We start from the raw sequence: 14693 nt of genomic DNA, 5'->3' as shown, positions 1-14693 counted from the left end.
AAGCACCAACGATGAACGTCCATCGGCGATAACCCGAGGTCGTGCGGGACCCACATCTGTGGGATGCCTCCTGCTCGACCTCATCAGTGAGGAGAGCAGTGGCAGGCAAGGCCCGCGTGCACGAGTTGGCTAAAGAACTCGGTGTCACCAGCAAGGAACTACTCGCAACGCTCAAGGAGCAAGGCGAGTTCGTGAAGTCTGCGTCATCCACAGTGGAGGCGCCCGTCGCCCGTCGTCTGCGGGAGTCATTCCCGTCGGCAGGCGGAGCAGAAACCAAGTCCGAGACCGGCGCAGCCGCTCCGGCGGCTCGCCCCGCGGCAAAGCCCGGCGCACCGTCGCCGTCAGCTGCAAAGCCCGGTGGCCCGCGTCCCGGCCCCAAGCCGGCCGCACCCGCACCGGCTGCTCCCGCAGCTCCGGCACCGGCAGCCCCCGCGGCTCCCGCAGCCGCTGCTCCGGCAGCACCGTCGGCGCCGGTCCCCACCCCGACGTTCAACGCTCCGAAGCCGGCACGCCCGGCTCCGGCTGCTCCCGCAGCTCCGGCACCGGCAGCCCCCGCGGCTCCGGCGGCACCGTCCACCGGCGCAAAGCCCGGCGGACCGCGTCCGGGACCGAAGGCACCTCGCGTCGGTAACAACCCGTACTCCTCGGCACCCGCCGAGCGTCCGGCACCTCGTCCGGCTCCCGGCGCACCGCGTCCGGGTGCAGGCCAGGGCGGTTCTCGTCCGGCTCCGGGTCAGGGCGGTCCCCGTCCGGCTCCCGGCCAGGGTGGACCTCGTCCGGCTCCGGGTCAGGGCGGTCCCCGTCCGGCTCCCGGCCAGGGTGGACCTCGTCCGCCTGCAGGTCAGGGCGGACCCCGTCCCAGCCCCGGCTCCATGCCTCCTCGCCCGAACCCGGGTGCAATGCCTGCTCGTTCCGCTCGTCCCGCGCCCGGTGGCGGCGGACGTCCGGGTCGTCCCGGTGGCGCTCCCGGTGGTCGTCCGGGCGGCGGCGGCGGTGGATACCGCGGCGGCGGCGCTCCCGGCGCCGGTGCTGGTGCAGGTGCTCCCGGTGGAGCAGCTCCGGCCGGTGGATTCCGCGGTCGTCCCGGCGGCGGTGGCCGTCCCGGTCAGCGCGGCGCAGCGGCAGGTGCATTCGGTCGTCCCGGCGGAGCAGTTCGCCGTGGACGTAAGTCGAAGCGGGCGAAGCGCGCCGAGTACGAAAGCATGCAGGCTCCCGCAGTCGGCGGCGTCAGGCTGCCACGCGGCAACGGTGAGACCATCCGTCTCGCTCGCGGCGCATCGCTGTCGGACTTCGCGGACAAGATCGATGCGAACCCCGCAGCACTCGTGCAGGCGTTGTTCAACCTCGGTGAGATGGTCACGGCAACTCAGTCGGTCAACGACGAGACGCTGGAGCTGCTCGGCGGCGAAATGAACTACGTCGTGCAGGTCGTCAGCCCGGAGGACGAGGACCGCGAGCTGCTCGACAGCTTCGACCTCACCTACGGCGAGGACGCCGGCGGAGAAGAGGACCTCGAGTCCCGTCCGCCTGTGGTCACCGTCATGGGCCACGTCGACCACGGTAAGACCCGTCTGCTCGACGTGATCCGTAAGGCGAATGTCCGTGAGGGCGAAGCCGGCGGCATCACGCAGCACATCGGTGCCTACCAGGTGCTGACCGAGCTCGAGGGCAACGAGCGTCTCGTGACGTTCATCGACACCCCGGGTCACGAGGCCTTCACGGCCATGCGTGCTCGTGGTGCCAAGGCCACCGACCTCGCGATCCTTGTTGTCGCAGCCGACGACGGCGTCATGCCGCAGACGGTGGAAGCGATCAACCACGCCCAGGCGGCCGATGTGCCGATCGTGGTCGCGGTGAACAAGATCGACAAGGAAGGCGCGAACCCGGACAAGATCCGGCAGCAGCTCACCGAGTACGGACTGGTGGCCGAGGAATACGGCGGAGACACCATGTTCGTCGACATCTCGGCGAAGCAGGGTCTCAACATCGACGCACTGCTCGAAGCAGTGCTGTTGACGGCGGACGCTTCCCTGGATCTGCGCGCCAACCCGGACATGGACGCTCAGGGTGTTGCCATCGAGGCGCACCTCGACCGTGGCCGCGGCCCCGTCGCTACCGTGCTCATTCAGCGCGGAACGCTGCGGGTCGGCGACTCGATCGTTGCCGGCGATGCTTACGGCCGCGTCCGCCGCATGGTGGACGAGCACGGTCAGGACGTCCACGAGGCACTGCCTTCACGTCCGGTCCAGGTCATCGGCTTCACGTCGGTCCCCGGTGCAGGTGACAACCTGCTCGTGGTCGACGAGGACCGTATCGCTCGCCAGATCGCGGACCGTCGCAACGCACGTAAGCGCAACGCGCTTGCAGCGAAGAGTCGTAAGCGCATCAGCCTCGACGATCTCGATGCAGCTCTGAAGGAACATTCACAGCTGAACTTGATCCTCAAGGGTGACAACTCGGGAACCGTGGAGGCCCTCGAAGAGGCTCTCCTCGGAATTCCGATCGACGACGAGGTGCAGTTGCGCGTCATCGACCGCGGTGTCGGTGGCATCACGGAGACCAACGTCAACCTGGCTGCTGCGTCCAACGCGATCATCATCGGCTTCAACGTCCGCGCCGAAGGCAAGGCAACGGAGCTGGCGAACCGCGAGGGCGTCGACATTCGCTACTACTCGGTGATCTACCAGGCCATCGATGAGGTCGAAAAGGCACTCAAGGGTCTGCTCAAGCCGGTGTACGAAGAGGTCGAGCTGGGCAAGGCAGAGATCCGCGCCATGTTCCGTTCGTCCAAGATCGGCAACATTGCCGGTTGCTTGGTCACGTCGGGCAGCATCCGTCGCAACGCCAAGGCACGTCTCATCCGCGACAGCAAGGTCATCGCCGAGACGGTCACCATCTCCTCGCTCAAGCGGGAGAAGGAAGACGCTACCGAGGTTCGCGAAGGCTACGAATGTGGTTTGACCGTCACCTATTCCGATATCAAGATCGGTGACGTTCTCGAGTGCTACGAGCTTCGCGAGAAGCCGCGCGACTGATTATGTCGACACGGGCGTTGGGGCGGACGCACGTGAGTACTAGCTGACATGGACTCTTCCGGACTTGAACATACAAGTCCGGAAGAGTCCATTCGGCTCTGTCTAGGGGGAAAATGTTTGTAGGGGCACTGGAGTTCGACATTCTTTTCGGCGATGTCCACTCACTCAAGGAAAAGCGTTCGATGCTGTCGCCGATCCTGACGGAACTCCGTCGATTCGGCGTGAGTGCAGCGGAGGCGGGGGAGCAGGGACGCCTGCGTCGTGCGCTCGTGGGCGTCGGTGTGGTCAGTTCGTCCGTCGATCACCTGCACGATGTTCTCGATCATTGTGAGCGAGCGGTCGCCGAGCGTCCGGAGATTCAGTTGCTGGCTGTGCGAAGGCGAATCTTCGGCCCGGAAGACTGAGTGTCACCGATCTGTGTCGCTGAGCCACTCTTCCGGACGGCGTACCGAATCGAGTTGGTCGGCAAGGGATTCGGCGTCCAGGGGACCAAGTGTGACGGTGTCTGTACTCACGCTCGATGTGCACGGTGGCTTGTGGCCGAAGACCTCTACCGATGGTGATTTGGTTGCCGGGTAGCCGATGGACGAGACTGTTGTCGGTAATAATTCTTGTTAACCAGAACTTTGATCGATCGAGTCACCTCGATTCGAGTGGCCAGGTAGAGGAGACTGACAGTCATGGTAGATCCAGCCCGGGCACGCAAGTTGGCAAAGCGTATCGGAACCATCGTCGCGACCGCGATAGATCACGAGATCAAGGATCCGCGACTCGCATTCGTGACCATCACGGACACCAAGGTCACCAACGATCTGCACGACGCGACGGTGTACTACACAGTCATGGGCGAGAAGGTCGATTCCGCACCCGATGTGGAAGCCGCCGCCGCAGGACTCGAGAAGGCCAAGGGTGTTCTCCGCTCGAAGGTCGGTGCCGGAACTGGCGTTCGCTTCACACCGACTCTGACGTTTGTCGCCGATACCGTTCCCGACACCGCGCGTCATATGGAAGAACTGCTGGCCCGTGCCAAGGCCGCCGACGACGAGGTCGCCAAGGCGCGTGAGAATGCACAGCCGGCCGGAGATGCAGATCCGTACAAGGAGCCGCGAGTGGCTTCGGACGAAGACGAGGCGTCGCCAGATGTTCGTGAAGCCGACTGACGCGCACCGAGAATGACGATCACCGCACTTTCGGACGTCGACCCCTGCGAGGCGAAGTTCGCTCAGGTGGCCGAGGTTCTCGAATCGGCACACACGGTGACAATTCTCTGCCATGTGCAGCCGGATGCGGACACGATCGGCAGCGGACTTGCGCTCGGTCTCGTTCTCGAGCGTCGGGGCATTTCGGTGCAGGTCGCGTTCAGTCGGCCGTCGGCGCTGCCCGAGTCGATGTGTGATTTCCCTGGTGTTCACTTGCTCACGGCGCCCGCCGATGTTCGGGAAAGCGTCGATGTTCTGGTGACCGTGGATGTCGGCAGCGAGGGCCGCCTCGGTGAGTTGGCGAGTCGACTCGCCGGCGCGCATCGCACAATCGTCCTTGATCACCATCGCTCCAATTCCGAATTCGGAACCATCAACGTCGTCGACGAAACCGCGGCTTCGACGACGGCGCTCATCGCACGATTCTTCGATGCGTGGGGAGTCGCGATCGATCGCGATATCGCGCACTGTCTCTATGCCGGACTGGTCACCGACACCGGCTCCTTCCGGTGGGGAGGTCCGCTTCCGCACGTGCTCGCCGCGCGTTTGCTGGCGACCGGCATCGACGGCGACGCGATTGCGCGAAAGCTGCTCGACACCCATCCGTTCGGGTGGTTGCCGATGCTGGCTTCGGTACTCGGGTCCGCGGTGCTGGTCCCGGAAGCCGCGGACGGCCGTGGGCTGGTGTACGCGGTGATCCGACGCAGTGACATCGGCGATCTTCGCTCCGAGGAGATCGAGAGCGTCGTCGATATCGTGCGAACTACTTCGGAAGCCGAAGTTGCCGCAGTACTCAAAGAGTCGGTTTCCGGAAGCTGGTCGATCTCGTTGCGTGCAAAGTCGGCGATCGACGTGTCGGCGGTCGCTGAAAGTCTTGGTGGCGGCGGGCACCGGCTGTCGGCCGGATATACGTCGACCACTTCCAGCGACGAGATTGTTGCCGCGCTCGTCGCGGCACTCGGCTGAATCCGCGGCATTGAGCGAATCTGACGCCACCTCGGCGGGATCTTCGGCAGCTGATTTCGACGTCACTGGGCGTCGAATCTTTTCCCTGGCGTTTCCGGCGCTCGGGGTACTGGCGGCCGAACCCCTCTATCTGTTGTTCGACATCGCCGTGGTCGGCCGACTCGGGGCGCTTCCGCTGGCCGGATTGGCAGTCGGTGGTCTGATCCTGTCGTTGGTGAGTACGCAGCTGACCTTCTTGTCGTACGGCACGACGGCGCGCGCCGCACGGCTGCACGGGGCGGGCCGCGAGCGCGACGCGGTGGGCGAGGGTGTTCAAGCGACCTGGCTGGCGGCCGCGATCGGCTTGGCCTTGGTAGTGATCGTGCAGGTGATCGCGGGCCCGCTGACTTCGGCGGTGGCCGGGACTCCCGACATTGCGGCGGCTGCGGAAAGTTGGCTTCGGATAGCGGTATTGGGTGTTCCGCTCATCCTGGTGGCTCTGGCCGGCAACGGCTGGATGCGCGGGGTTCAGAACACGGTGCGACCGCTTCGGTTCGTCCTTGTCGGCCTGGGTATTTCGGCGGTGTTGTGCCCGATTCTCGTGCACGGTTTGCTCGGTGCTCCCCGGATGGAACTCGAAGGATCAGCTGTCGCGAATCTGGTCGGCCAGAGCGTTTCGGGTGGCCTGTTCGCTTGGGCACTCTTTCGTGAACCGGTCTCGGCTCGACCGCATCTTGTAATCATGCGGGCGCAGATGCTGATGGGCCGTGACCTGATCCTGCGCAGCCTCGCATTCCAAGCATGTTTCGTCTCGGCGGCCGCGGTGGCGTCGAGGTTCGGCGCAGCCGTAGTCGGTGCACACCAAGTTGTCCTCCAACTGTGGAACCTGGTTTCGCTCCTTCTCGATTCCTTGGCGATCGCCGCCCAAACGCTCATCGGAGCTGCCCTCGGCGGTGGATTCGCAGCCGCGGCGAAGAGGATGACCTGGCGGATCACTGCCTGGTCGACGGTATTTGCCGTGGTACTCGCGATCTTCTTCGCCGCGGGCCACTCCGTGATCCCCGGACTTTTCACGTCCGACGCCGAGGTCCTCGGTCAAATGTCGATCGCCTGGTGGTTCTTCGTCGCGATCATGCCGGTAGCGGGAATCGTGTTTGCACTCGACGGTGTTCTGCTCGGCGCCGGGGACGTGGTGTTTCTGCGCAACGCGACCATGCTCTGCGCAGTTCTCGGATTTCTGCCCGCGATCTGGCTCTCCCTCGCCTACGACTGGGGGCTGGCCGGAATTTGGGCAGGGCTTACCGTGTTCGTAGTACTTCGGATGGTCGCGGTGTCGTGGCGAGCGTTTTCCGGCAAGTGGGCAGTGACAGGTCCGGCGACGGCGAAGCGCGGAAGTTCAACTGAGGAAGCAGAGGGATCGTGGCAGCAAAGCTGATGGCGGTGAGCGACATTCATGTCGGTCACAACGGCAACAAGCCGATGACGGAGGAACTGTTCCCGGATTCGCCTGACGACTGGCTCATTCTCGCCGGAGATGTTTCCGAGAAAACTGACGACATTCGGTGGGCGTTGAAGCTCCTTCGCAGCCGATTCGCAAAGGTCATCTGGATTCCGGGCAACCACGAACTGTGGACGACCGCCAAGGATCCGGTTCAGATTCACGGAGCGCCGCGGTACGAGTACCTGGTCAACATGTGCCGCGAACTCGACGTCATCACACCCGAGGACCCGTTCCCGGTGTGGGAGGGAGACGAGGGCCCGGTCACGGTCGTCCCGATGTTCCTTCTCTACGACTACTCCTTCCTGCCGGAAGGCGCGCGAGACAAGGAACACGGGCTCGAGATCGCGCGGGACAAGAACGTCGTCGCCACCGACGAGTTCCTGCTCTCGCCGCAGCCGTATGCAACGCGCGACGCGTGGTGCCGGGCGAGAATCGAATACACCCAGGCACGGCTGGACGCGCTCCCCGAAGGCACAAAAACCGTTCTCGTGAACCATTTCCCGATGGTCCGGCAGCCGACGGACGTGCTCATGTATCCGGAGTTCGCGTTGTGGTGCGGAACCACCGCGACCGCCGACTGGCATGTGAAGTACAACGCGGTGTGCTCGGTGTACGGGCACCTGCACATTCCTCGAACCACGTACTACGACGGCGTCCGCTTCGAGGAAGTCTCACTCGGATACCCGCGCGAATGGCGTCGGCGTGGACTGCCGGAGAAGTTGTTGCGTCAGATTCTTCCCGTTCCGGAGTACCCGCCGGGAACGCTCAACAAGTGGGGTGGCCACTTCAAGGTCACGCCGGAGCAGGAAGCCGAAGTCGAGCGCATGCGCGCCGGACGCTGAGAGGTATCGCTACGTGATCGAACAGATTCTTCCCGGTGGAGTTGCGACGGCCGAGGCCTTCGTGGATCCGCCCGGTCTGGTTCCGCACCCCAGCGAGGAGGCGTTGATCGGCCGCGCGGTCGAGAAGCGCCGTCGCGAGTTCGTGACTACCCGGCACCTCGCGCGTCAGGCGATGGGCAAGCTCGGTGTTCCGTCTGCCGCTGTCATGCGCGGCGAGCGTGGTGCCCCACTCTGGCCGCAGGGAGTAGTCGGAAGCCTCGCCCATTGCGACGGCTACCGCGGCGCTGTCCTGGCGTACTCCATGCAGGTCCGCTCACTCGGTATCGACGCCGAGCCGCACGGCCCGCTGCCGGACGGGGTATTGCCCGCGGTCAGCATCGAAGCGGAACGAACGTGGCTGGACACTCAGGAAACCGGCGGTCCGGTGCACTGGGATCGAGTGCTCTTCTGCGCGAAGGAAGCCACGTACAAGGCGTGGTTTCCGCTCACCGGGCGCTGGTTGGGTTTCGAGGACGCCCACATCACATTCGAGGCGGAGTCGGAAACTTCCGGAACTTTCAACTCGCGTCTGCTGGTCCCCGGTGAGGCGACGTCTGGTCCGCCGCTCACCTCTTTCGACGGCAGGTGGTTGGTGTCGGACGGGCTCATTCTGACGGCAATTTCGGTGCAGTGAGCACGACTGGCAGAATCGGCACACGTGTCAGCTCGTGAAAAGCCTTCCTCCGGTCTTGTCGGCGCCGGAATCCTGATTGTCGACAAAGAGGCGGGCATCACCAGCCACGACGTGGTCGCGCGATGCCGCAAGTTGTTGAACACCCGCAAGGTGGGACATGCCGGGACTCTTGATCCCATGGCGACCGGCGTCCTCGTTCTCGGCGTCGAGCGTGCGACCAAGTTGCTCGGACTCCTGGCACTGACAACCAAGGCGTACTCGGCGACCATTCGCCTCGGTGCAGCGACGGACACGGACGATGCCGAAGGTGAGGTCCTGACTTCCGCAGACGCTTCGCAGGTGACGGACGCGGAGATCGCGGCGATCGTGGCAACGCTGACCGGAGACATCAAGCAGATCCCGGCAAGCGTGAGCGCTATCAAGGTCGACGGTCAACGCGCACATGCCCTGGTGCGTGCGGGAGAAACCGTCGAGCTGGCGCCGCGCCCGGTAACGGTGTCGACTTTCGAAGTTCTGGCTCGGCGAGATGTCCCGGGTGGCTTCGTCGATCTGGATGTAGACGTTGAGTGCTCTTCCGGAACATACATCCGCTCGCTTGCACGCGACCTCGGTCGTGAATTGGGCGTCGGCGGTCATTTGACGGCATTGCGCCGCACCCGCGTCGGGCCGTTCACTCTCGAACATGCGCGCACGCTCGAAGATCTCGCGGATCAGCCGGGTGTGAGCCTCGACATCGATCAGGCCGCGCAGACGGCTTTTCCGCATCGGCAGATCACGGCGGAGGAAGCCGAGGCGATCAGCCAGGGGCGCTGGCTCGAGCCGATCGGGATGAAGGGGATCTGTGCGGCGATCGATCCCACCGGTCACACGATTGCGCTTCTGCAGGAGAAGGGTCGACGCGCCAGTTCGGTGATGGTCGTGCGACCGGCGACGCTTCGCGGGTGATCGTCCGCGAGCGTGTCGACGGCGACCTCGACGGTTGCGTCGATGCGCTGGCACAGGTCCACGAGTGCGACGGATATCCGAACATGTGGCCGCAGAACCCGCACCGCTGGCTCAGTTCGCCCACGGTGGTGAAGGCGTGGGTCGGTGAGAGCGACGGCCGTGTTGTCGGTCATGTGGCCGTCGACCGCGAGGTTGCAGGCGCGCCCACCACCGCGGGATCGATAGCCGTGTCGCGATTGTTCGTTCATCCCCATGCGCGCGGAAACGGCCTCAGCGGTGCGCTACTCGACGCTGTCACGGATTTCGCAGCCGAAAGTCAGTTGGAACTGGTGCTCGACGTCGTCGAGGACGCTTTGCCGGCGATCGCGCTGTACGAGCGTCGAGGTTGGGTGTACGTCGACGAGAGGCTCGCCGACTGGACCCGGACCGACGGAGTCCGGCCCGTGGAACGGCGATACCGTCTGCCGCTCTGAGCGACCTCGACTACACGAGCCAAATTGCTTGAGCGACTGGGCTTCCCAGGTCGATTGTGTCGGGGCTGTCGCCGAGTCGAACGGACACTGTTCCGGCGAAATCACGGCGTTCTTCGACAGTGATGTCGACATCGAGACTGACGCCGACGGAATCGAAGTACCGAAGCATTTCGGGATCGGAATCGGAGATCCGGGCAACGCGGCCCCGCTCGCCGTTGGCGAAGTCGCTGAGCTGACGGGCCGGGGGAGTCGGCACCGAACCATCGGTGGCGGGAATGGGATCGCCGTGCGGGTCACGTTCGGGGAAGCCCAGTTTGGCGTCCATCCGCGAGATCATCAGATCGGAAACGGCGTGTTCGAGGACTTCGGCTTCGTCGTGGACTTCGTCCCAGCCGTAGCCGAGTTCCTGAACCAGATAGGTCTCGATCAACCGGTGGCGCCGGACCATGGACACAGCAGCCGCGCGGCCACTGTCCGTCAGAGCGATGGAACCGTAGCGGGCGTGATCGACGAGGCCCTGGTCCGAGAGTTTGCGGATCGCCTCGGACACCGTCGAAGCCGAGACGTTCATCTTCTCGGACAGGAGCTTGGTGGACACCCGCTCGTGGGACCACTCTTGGATCGTCCAGATGACCTTGAGGTAGTCCTGAGCCACCGACGAGAGTGCGAGCGTGTCGATTGCCGCGCCGTGCGCCGAAGTGCTGTCGCCATCCGACGTCGATGATGCTTCCGAGGTTCCGGTCTTGTGAGCTGCCACAACGCTTAGCTTAGGCTACGAAATCCGGAACTTCCGTACGTGAGCGGCAGCACAGCGGTGATTCGCTGGGCGGGTCCGAACGTGACCCGCCGCCGGTGGACCCGTAGGCTGCCAATCGTGCTGAGATGGCGTGGTCTCGACGAAGTTCCGGCCGATTGGGGTCGTTGTGTGCTCACTATCGGTGTGTTCGACGGTGTGCATCGTGGGCATGCCCAATTGATAGCGAGAGCGGTTACCGCTGCGCGCAAACGTGGTGTTCCGAGCGTGTTGATGACGTTCGACCCGCATCCCATGGAGGTTGTGCGGCCGGGTAGTCATCCAGCCCAGTTGACGACGCTGCAACGGCGTGCGGAATTGGCTCAGGATCTGGGCATCGACGTGTTCTGCGTGATGCCGTTCACCGCTGATTTCATGAAGCTGACGCCGGAGCGCTACGTCCACGAAATTCTCGTCGAACGTCTGCATGTCGCCGAGGTGGTGGTGGGGGACAATTTCACCTTCGGCAAGAAGGCGCTCGGCAACGTCGATCTTCTTCGTGAGATGGGCGCTCGCTTCGGCTTTGCGGTCGACGGCGTCCAGCTGCTCGCCGAGCATGCGGTGACGTTCTCGTCGACCTACATCCGCTCGTGCGTCGACGCAGGCGACATGGAAGCGGCTACCGAAGCTCTCGGCCGTCCACATCGTGTCGAAGGTGTAGTCGTCCACGGTGACAAGCGTGGACGCGAGTTGGGATTCCCGACGGCCAATGTTGCACCGCCGATGTTTTCGGCGATTCCGGCCGACGGCGTCTACGCAGCGTGGTTCACGGTGCTCGGCGCCGGCGAGGAACTCGGAACTGTCGTTCCCGGTCGTCGATACCAAGCCGCAGTGTCTGTGGGGACCAACCCGACCTTCTCCGGCCGGACCCGAACCGTCGAGGCGTACGTTCTCGACACCGAAGCCGACCTGTACGGACAACACGTCGCTGTCGACCTGGTTTCGCGGATTCGGGGCATGGAGAAGTTCGACTCGATCGAGTCGCTCATCACGGCGATGAACCGAGACGTCGAACGCGCACGCCAAATCCTGAGTGAGGATGCAGAGCGCAGCGTGGGTTGAGCGCAGAGCGCAGCGTGGGTTGAGCGCAGAGTGGGTTGAACTCGTCCCGCACTAGTGGCGGCGGCCACATTCGCTCCAGGTGGGCGAAAGCGCCTCATTGCTGCTGGTAGGATCTTCTCTCGGTGCGTGCTGCGGTTTGCGGTGGCCGCGCCCGATCTAGTTCCTTTCACGCAAACGTCATCACAGGAGTGAATCAAGTGGCATTGACCACGGAAGAGAAGAAGGTCGTTCTCGGCGAGTACGGCTTGCACGAGACCGACACGGGATCGCCCGAAGCTCAGGTGGCAATGCTCACCAAGCGCATCACCGATCTCACCGAGCACCTCAAGACCCACAAGCATGACCACCACTCGCGTCGTGGACTGCTCTTGATGGTCGGTCGCCGTCGTCGTCTGCTGAAGTACGTGGCAAAGACTGACGTCGCTCGCTACCGCACGCTCATCGAGCGTCTCGGCCTGCGTCGCTAGATTTTTCTCACGACGCTGATCGAAAGCAACACGGCACGCTTCGGTTTGCCGAACACTCCGTTAGCCGGCGAAGCCACGCATATACTGGGCTTCGCTGGCTTTCGGCGTTAGCTGCCGCAAGGCAGTTTCCGCTGTCGGCGCTATGCACAGTTGTCTACGCACAGTTGTGCAGTGCGCAGCCAGCACACCGTATGCACCAGAGAACGTGGTGTCGGTTGTCGGTAGTGGTTCTCCGGACCGGGCAAGTGCCCGAAAGCTCCGGCGGACTTCGATCGACGGCCGCCCGAACGTCGTGACGTCCCGAAGCAGAAATCGCTCGCATCGCAAGGAGCGTCTGCAATTCAAGAGGGGGACGTCCCTCGGTGCGCAGTTTCCACCAGGAGGGTGGAAACGCCCGCGCGGGTACGGCGAAGACGAGAGGGAAGTGAAGAGAAAAGAATGACAGAGAATTCCGTAGTAGAGGTCGACGAAGGCGTGTTCGAATCCACCGCCGTGATCGACAACGGGTCCTTCGGTACCCGCACCATCCGTTTCGAGACCGGACGCCTTGCTCAGCAGGCCGCCGGCGCCGTCGTTGCTTACCTGGACGACGAGACCATGCTGCTGTCCGCCACGAGCGCCAGCAAGCACCCCAAGGAGCACTTCGACTTCTTCCCCCTGACGGTGGACGTCGAAGAGCGTATGTACGCAGCGGGCCGCATCCCCGGTTCGTTCTTCCGTCGTGAGGGACGCCCCTCCACCGACGCGATCCTGACCTGCCGCCTCATCGACCGGCCGCTGCGCCCGTCCTTCGTCGACGGTCTCCGTAACGAGATCCAGGTCGTCGTCACGGTCATGAGCCTCAACCCGCAGGATCTGTACGACGTCGTGGCCATCAACGCCGCTTCCGCGTCGACGCAGATCGCGGGCCTGCCGTTCTCCGGACCCGTCGGTGGCGTGCGTGTTGCACTCATCGTCTCCGAGGACAACAAGGCCGGCCAGTGGGTTGCATTCCCGACGGTCGATCAGCTCGAGAACGCCGTCTTCGACATGGTCGTAGCCGGCCGCGTCGTGTCCGGCAGCGGTGACAACGCCGACGTAGCGATCATGATGGTCGAGGCCGAGGCCACCGACAACGTCATCGCGAAGATCGCCGACGGCGCTCAGGCACCGACCGAGGCCATCGTCGCCGAGGGCCTCGAGGCCGCCAAGCCGTTCATCGCACGCTTGTGCGCTGCTCAGGCAGCACTGGCATCCAAGGCTGCAAAGCCCACGGGTGACTACCCGGTCTTCCCGGCGTACCAGGACGACGTTTTTGCTGCCGTCGAGGCTGCTGCGTCCGAAAAGCTCAATGCCGCACTGACAATCGCCGGCAAGCAGGAACGCGACGACAAGACCGACGAGGTCAAGGTCGAGGTTCTCGAGCAGGTTGCACCCAACTTCGAAGGCCGCGAGAAGGAACTGGGAGCAGCGTTCCGCTCGCTCACCAAGAAGCTGGTTCGCCAGCGCATCCTGCGCGATCAGTTCCGCATCGACGGCCGCGGCGTCACGGACATCCGTTCGCTGTCCGCCGAGGTCGCGATCATCCCGCGCGCACACGGCTCCGCACTGTTCGAGCGCGGCGAGACCCAGATCCTGGGTGTTACCACTCTCGACATGGTCAAGATGGCTCAGCAGGTCGACTCGCTCGGTCCCGAGACCACCAAGCGCTACATGCATCATTACAACTTCCCGCCGTACTCCACCGGTGAGACGGGTCGCGTCGGTTCGCCGAAGCGTCGCGAAATCGGTCACGGTGCACTCGCCGAGCGCGCTCTCATGCCGGTTCTGCCCAGCGTCGAAGAGTTCCCTTACGCGATTCGCCAGGTCTCCGAGGCTCTGAGCTCCAACGGTTCCACCTCGATGGGCTCGGTGTGTGCGTCCACGCTCGCACTGCTCAACGCCGGTGTGCCGCTTCGCGCTCCGGTTGCCGGTATCGCCATGGGTCTGGTCTCCGACCAGGTCGACGGTGAAACCCGCTACGTCGCTCTGACCGACATCCTCGGCGCCGAAGACGCCTTCGGCGACATGGACTTCAAGGTCGCAGGCACCAAGGACTTCGTCACGGCCCTGCAGCTGGACACGAAGCTCGACGGCATCCCGTCCAAGGTCCTCGCCGGCGCACTCGCGCAGGCCAAGGATGCTCGTACCACGATCCTCGAGGTCATGGCAGAGGCCATCGACACCCCGGACGAGATGAGCCCGTTCGCTCCCCGCGTGACGGCCATCAAGGTCCCCGTCGACAAGATCGGCGAGGTCATCGGCCCCAAGGGCAAGATGATCAACTCCATCACCGAGCAGACCGGTGCCAACATCTCCATCGAAGACGACGGCACCGTGTTCGTCGGCGCCACCGATGGACCGTCTGCACAGGCCGCGATCGACATGATCAACGCCATTGCCAACCCGCAGCTCCCCAAGGTCGGCGAACGGTTCCTGGGCACGGTCGTCAAGACCACCGCCTTCGGTGCCTTCGTTTCGCTCCTGCCGGGACGCGACGGACTGGTGCACATCTCGAAGCTGGGCAGCGGTAAGCGCATTGCCAAGGTCGAAGACGTGGTCAACGTCGGATCCAAGATCCGCGTCGAGATCGCCGACATCGATGCACGTGGCAAGATCTCGCTGATCCCGGTCGAAGAGGGCAACGACGAGGCTGCCGCTCCGGCCGCCGACGAGGCTGCTTCCGAGTAGATCTCACTTCGTACTCTGATGCGGCCCCGCGCGGATTTCCGTGCGGGGC

Annotated in this window: 13 protein-coding genes; 12 read left to right on the top strand and 1 reads right to left on the bottom strand. The window is 64.1% G+C overall.

All coding sequences use genetic code 11. The features are described from left to right. Positions 1–98: 98 nt before the first annotated feature. From infB to ACKAMS_RS21185, 9 genes are all read left to right on the top strand, one after another. Entirely contained in the window at positions 99–3035 is a 2937-nt protein-coding gene (gene infB / locus ACKAMS_RS21225; protein WP_408989482.1) for a translation initiation factor IF-2, read from the top strand. A gap of 113 nt (positions 3036–3148) precedes the next feature. Beyond that, on the top strand, positions 3149–3439 hold the full coding sequence (locus ACKAMS_RS21220) for a DUF503 domain-containing protein (RefSeq protein ID WP_003942205.1): 291 nt from the start codon (positions 3149–3151) through the stop codon (positions 3437–3439). Positions 3440–3715: 276 nt separating this feature from the next. Next, on the top strand, positions 3716–4195 hold the full coding sequence (gene rbfA, locus ACKAMS_RS21215) for a 30S ribosome-binding factor RbfA (protein WP_003942248.1): 480 nt from the start codon (positions 3716–3718) through the stop codon (positions 4193–4195). A 12-nt stretch (positions 4196–4207) separates the two neighbouring features. Continuing rightward, on the top strand, positions 4208–5200 hold the full coding sequence (locus ACKAMS_RS21210; protein ID WP_141487392.1) for a bifunctional oligoribonuclease/PAP phosphatase NrnA: 993 nt from the start codon (positions 4208–4210) through the stop codon (positions 5198–5200). Positions 5201–5210: 10 nt separating this feature from the next. Further along, a complete protein-coding gene (locus ACKAMS_RS21205) occupies positions 5211–6614 on the top strand; it encodes an MATE family efflux transporter (RefSeq protein WP_408989481.1) in 1404 nt (467 codons plus the stop codon). Further along, positions 6599–7522, top strand: coding sequence for a metallophosphoesterase (locus tag ACKAMS_RS21200; protein WP_003942180.1), 924 nt, complete (start codon positions 6599–6601; stop codon positions 7520–7522). Before ACKAMS_RS21205 ends, ACKAMS_RS21200 begins: the two co-directional genes overlap by 16 nt. 13 nt (positions 7523–7535) lie before the next feature. Beyond that, positions 7536–8195: a 4'-phosphopantetheinyl transferase gene (locus ACKAMS_RS21195; RefSeq protein WP_003942126.1), complete on the top strand. Its 660-nt coding sequence runs from the start codon at positions 7536–7538 to the stop codon at positions 8193–8195. A gap of 24 nt (positions 8196–8219) precedes the next feature. Continuing rightward, positions 8220–9140, top strand: a complete 921-nt coding sequence (truB, locus tag ACKAMS_RS21190) for a tRNA pseudouridine(55) synthase TruB (protein WP_020907442.1) — start codon at positions 8220–8222, stop codon at positions 9138–9140. Continuing rightward, positions 9137–9613 carry a GNAT family N-acetyltransferase gene (locus ACKAMS_RS21185; RefSeq protein WP_269577312.1) on the top strand — a complete coding sequence of 159 codons (477 nt, stop codon included), beginning with the start codon at positions 9137–9139 and terminating at the stop codon, positions 9611–9613. The genes truB and ACKAMS_RS21185 overlap by 4 nt, the downstream gene beginning before the upstream one ends. Before the next feature lie 10 nt (positions 9614–9623). Here the strand turns inward: ACKAMS_RS21185 and ACKAMS_RS21180 are convergent, their stop codons facing one another. Then, positions 9624–10370 carry a metal-dependent transcriptional regulator gene (locus ACKAMS_RS21180; protein ID WP_019748070.1) on the bottom strand — a complete coding sequence of 249 codons (747 nt, stop codon included), beginning with the start codon at positions 10368–10370 and terminating at the stop codon, positions 9624–9626. Between the two features lie 117 nt (positions 10371–10487). On the opposite strand from ACKAMS_RS21180, the gene ACKAMS_RS21175 reads away from it, so the two are divergent. From ACKAMS_RS21175 to ACKAMS_RS21165, 3 genes are all read left to right on the top strand, one after another. Continuing rightward, complete coding sequence (locus tag ACKAMS_RS21175; RefSeq protein ID WP_019748071.1) at positions 10488–11468, top strand: bifunctional riboflavin kinase/FAD synthetase; 981 nt, start codon at positions 10488–10490, stop codon at positions 11466–11468. A gap of 197 nt (positions 11469–11665) precedes the next feature. Continuing rightward, positions 11666–11935 (top strand): 30S ribosomal protein S15, encoded by a 270-nt coding sequence (gene rpsO / locus ACKAMS_RS21170; RefSeq protein ID WP_003942254.1) that lies wholly within the window; start codon positions 11666–11668, stop codon positions 11933–11935. 438 nt (positions 11936–12373) lie between these two features. Beyond that, positions 12374–14644: a polyribonucleotide nucleotidyltransferase gene (locus ACKAMS_RS21165; protein WP_097387456.1), complete on the top strand. Its 2271-nt coding sequence runs from the start codon at positions 12374–12376 to the stop codon at positions 14642–14644. Positions 14645–14693 lie beyond the last annotated feature (49 nt).

The organism is Rhodococcus sp. 5A-K4 (assembly GCF_046097995.1).
GTDB lineage: Bacteria > Actinomycetota > Actinomycetes > Mycobacteriales > Mycobacteriaceae > Rhodococcus_F > Rhodococcus_F erythropolis.
Note: the sequence above shows the minus strand (reverse complement) of the source record. Positions and strands in the feature narration are given on the sequence as shown.

What these genes read in the sequence shown, in the direction of transcription:
- rbfA (WP_003942248.1), top strand. Translation starts at nt 3,716, where the DNA reads ATGGTAGATCCAGCCCGGGCACGCAAGTTGGCAAAGCGTATCGGAACC.
- ACKAMS_RS21210 (WP_141487392.1), top strand. Translation starts at nt 4,208, where the DNA reads ATGACGATCACCGCACTTTCGGACGTCGACCCCTGCGAGGCGAAGTTC.
- ACKAMS_RS21220 (WP_003942205.1), top strand. Translation starts at nt 3,149, where the DNA reads ATGTTTGTAGGGGCACTGGAGTTCGACATTCTTTTCGGCGATGTCCAC.
- ACKAMS_RS21165 (WP_097387456.1), top strand. Translation starts at nt 12,374, where the DNA reads ATGACAGAGAATTCCGTAGTAGAGGTCGACGAAGGCGTGTTCGAATCC.